Origin of the sequence: Allobosea sp. CER48, from assembly GCF_044752385.1 — a bacterium.
Classification (GTDB): Bacteria; Pseudomonadota; Alphaproteobacteria; order Rhizobiales; family Beijerinckiaceae; genus Allobosea.
This window is the reverse complement of record NZ_JBIWYK010000347.1, coordinates 1-3,471: the sequence shown is the minus strand read 5'-3', so window position 1 is coordinate 3,471 and position 3,471 is coordinate 1. Positions and strand designations below refer to the sequence as shown.

Annotated in this window: 2 protein-coding genes; both read left to right on the top strand. The window is 67.4% G+C overall.

Annotated elements, in window-relative coordinates; all coding sequences use genetic code 11:
* Positions 1–2,323, top strand: a 2,323-nt coding sequence (locus ACIPIA_RS12525; protein WP_400509989.1) for a xanthine dehydrogenase family protein molybdopterin-binding subunit, incomplete at its 5' end; no start/stop codon positions are given.
* Positions 2,324–2,379: 56 nt separating this feature from the next.
* The coding region (gene ald / locus ACIPIA_RS12520; protein ID WP_400509986.1) for an alanine dehydrogenase at positions 2,380–3,471 on the top strand (1,092 nt) is incomplete at its 3' end.

Genomic DNA, 3,471 nt, shown 5'->3' with positions numbered 1-3,471 from the left:
GGCCACCAGCCGTCCCGGAATTGGCCAATCGCTCCCGCGCAAGGAGGATGCGACGCTCGTTCGCGGCGAGGGCCGCTATACCGACGACCTGTCGCTGGAAGGCCAGCTCCATGCCGCCTTCGTGCGCAGCCCCCATGCGCATGGCATCATTCGCGGCGTCGACACCGCCGCCGCGAAAGCGATGAAAGGCGTCGTCGCGGTCTACACGGCCGAAGACCTCGAAGGTCAGGGCTACGGCGCGCTGAAATGCGTCGTCGACCTGCCGAACCGCGACGGGACCGCGATGAGGAAGCCGGTCCGGCAGGCGCTGACCGCAGACAAGGTGCGCTTCGTCGGCGATCCCGTCGCCATGGTCGTCGCCCGCACGGCACAGCAGGCGCGCGATGCCGCGGAGGCGGTCACGCTCGACATCGACATCCTGCCGGCCGTCACCTCGGCCGAGGCGGCCCTCGCCCCCGGCGCGCCGCAGCTCTTCGACGACGTCCCCGGCAATCTCATCCTCGATTATCATTTCGGCGATGCCGGGAAGGTCGCCGCAGCCTTTGCCGGGGCAGCCCACGTCACCAGGGTGCGGATCGTCAACAACCGCATCATCGTGAATCCGATCGAGCCTCGCGCGGCAATCGGCGCCTATGATCGCAAGGCAAAGCGCTACACGCTCCACGCCCCGAGCCAGGGCGCGTTCGGCATGCGCAACAATCTGGCGGCGGCGATGGGCGTGCCGCAGGACCGGATGCGCCTGGTGACCGGCCATGTCGGCGGCTCCTTCGGCATGAAGTCGGCCGTATTCCCGGAATATGTCGTGCTGCTCCATGCGGCACGGCTGCTCAAGAAGCCGGTCAAATGGGCCGACCAGCGCTCCGAAAGCTTCGTGTCCGACCATCATGGCCGCGACATGGTGTTCGAGGCTGAGCTCGCCCTCGATTCACGCGGGCGCTTCCTCGCAACGCGCTTCACCGGCTTCGGCAACATGGGCGGCTATCTCTCGCCACCCGGCCCGATGATGGCGACGCTGAACATCGGCAAGAACAGCGTCGGCATGTATCGCACCCCGCTGGTCGAGGTGCAGACGCGCTGCGCCGTGACCAACACGGTGCCGATCGCGGCCTATCGCGGCGCCGGGCGCCCCGAGGGCAATTACTTCATGGAGCGGCTCATCGATACAGCCGCGCGGGAGATGGGGATAGACAGGGCCGTTCTCAGGCAGCGCAACCTGATCGGGCCCGGGCAACTGCCCTGGAAAACCCCGATCGGCACGGTCTACGACAGCGGCGACTTCCCGGCCCTCTTCGCCCGGGCGCTGGAGGCGGCCGACTGGAAGGGTTACCGGCCCCGCGAACGCGCAAGCCGCAAGGCCGGAAAGCTCCGCGGACGCGGGATCGGCTGCTATCTCGAGGTCACCGCCCCTCCGAGCAACGAGATGGGAGGCATCCATTTCGAACCGGACGGAACCGTCACCATCGTCACCGGGACGCTCGACTACGGGCAGGGACACTGGACGCCCTTCGCCCAGGTCCTGACAAGCCAACTCGGCGTGCCCTTCGAAGCGATCCGTCTCGTACAGGGCGACAGCGACCGCCTGATCGCCGGTGGCGGCACCGGCGGCTCGAAATCGATCATGGCGAGCGGCTCGGCGATCATCGAGGCGAGCGAACGTGTCATCGAAAAGGGCCGGCTGCTGACGGCGCACTTTCTGGAAGCGGGCGTCGCCGACATCGAATTCGCCAATGGCCGCTTCGGCATCGCGGGGACCGATCGCTCGATCGGCATCATGGAACTCGCACGGAAACTGCAGGGGGAAGCGCCGCTGCCCGACGACCTGCCGCAGACGCTCGACGTCGATCACGTCTTCAAGGCTGCGCCGTCGGCCTATCCCAACGGTTGCCATATCGCCGAGGTCGAGATCGACCCGGACACCGGGCATGTCGAGATCGCAAGCTATGTTATGGTCAACGACTTCGGGGTGCTGGTGAATCCGATGATCGTCGAGGGGCAGCTCCATGGCGGGGTGGTGCAGGGCATCGGCCAGGCGATCTGCGAGATGACGTCCTATGACGAAGCCGGGCAGCTGATGACCGGCTCCTACATGGACTATGCGATGCCGCGCGCGTCCGACGTGCCCTTCTTCTCCTTCGTCAGCCAGGGCGTGCCGACCCGGACCAATCCCGTCGGCGCCAAGGGCTGCGGCGAAGCTGGATGCGCCGGCTCCCTGCCTTCGGTGATGAACGCGATCGTCGACGCCCTCGCGCCCCATGGCATCAGCCACATCGACATGCCGGCGACGCCGCAGGCCATCTGGAGAGCCATTCACAAGGGGGCTTGATCCCGTGCCGGCACCGGCGCGGGATCGCCGGCTCCAACCATAACGAGGAGGAAGCAATGCGCGTCGGTGTGCCCAAGGAAATCAAGGTTCACGAGTACCGGGTCGGCCTGACTCCGGAAGCTGTGCGCGAGTACGCTGCCGCGGGCCATGAAGTCCTTGTCGAGACGGCGGCCGGTGCCGGCATTTCCGCTCCCGACAGCGCTTACGAGGCCGCCGGCGCCACGATCGTTCCGAGCGCCGCGGACGTCTTCTCCAGGGCCGAGCTGATCGTGAAGGTCAAGGAGCCGCAACCCTCGGAATGGGTGCAGCTCCGCGAGGGGCAGATCCTGTTCACCTATCTGCACCTCGCTCCCGATCCGGAGCAGACCGCCGGGCTCCTGAAGTCCGGCGTAACCGCGGTTGCCTATGAAACCGTGACCGACAAGGCCGGCGGCTTGCCGTTGCTTGCCCCCATGAGCGAAGTGGCGGGCCGCCTGTCGATCGAGGCCGCGGGAGCTTGCCTGCAGCGGCATGCAGGTGGCCGAGGCGTGCTGATCGGCGGTGTGCCGGGGGTGCCTCCCGCCCGCATTGCGATCATCGGTGGCGGCGTCGTCGGCACGCACGCGGCCCGCATGGCCGCCGGCCTGGGCGGCGATGTCGTGATTCTGGACCGCTCCTTGCCGAGGCTGAGGCAGCTCGACGAGCATTTCGGAGGCAGGGCACGCACGCGCTTCTCCACCCTCCACGCGATCGAGGAAGAAGTCCTCGCCGCGGATGTCGTGATCGGGGCGGTGCTCATCCCCGGCGCGGCTGCGCCGCGGCTGGTATCGCGCTCCCAGCTCTCCCGAATGAAGCGCGGCGCGGTCCTCGTCGATGTCGCGATCGACCAGGGCGGCTGCTTCGAAACCTCCCACCCGACGACACATGCGAACCCGACCTTCGAGATCGACGGCGTGATCCATTACTGCGTCGCCAACATGCCCGGCGCCGTACCGTTGACGTCGAGCTACGCGCTGAACAATGCAACCCTCCCCTTCGGCCTGGCGCTGGCGGCCGGAGGCCTGGATGCGATCCGCAACGATCCGCATCTCGCAGCGGGGCTCAACATCCACCGCGGCCAGATCACCAACGCCCAGGTCGCGCAGAGCCTGCACCAAGCCCACAAGCCG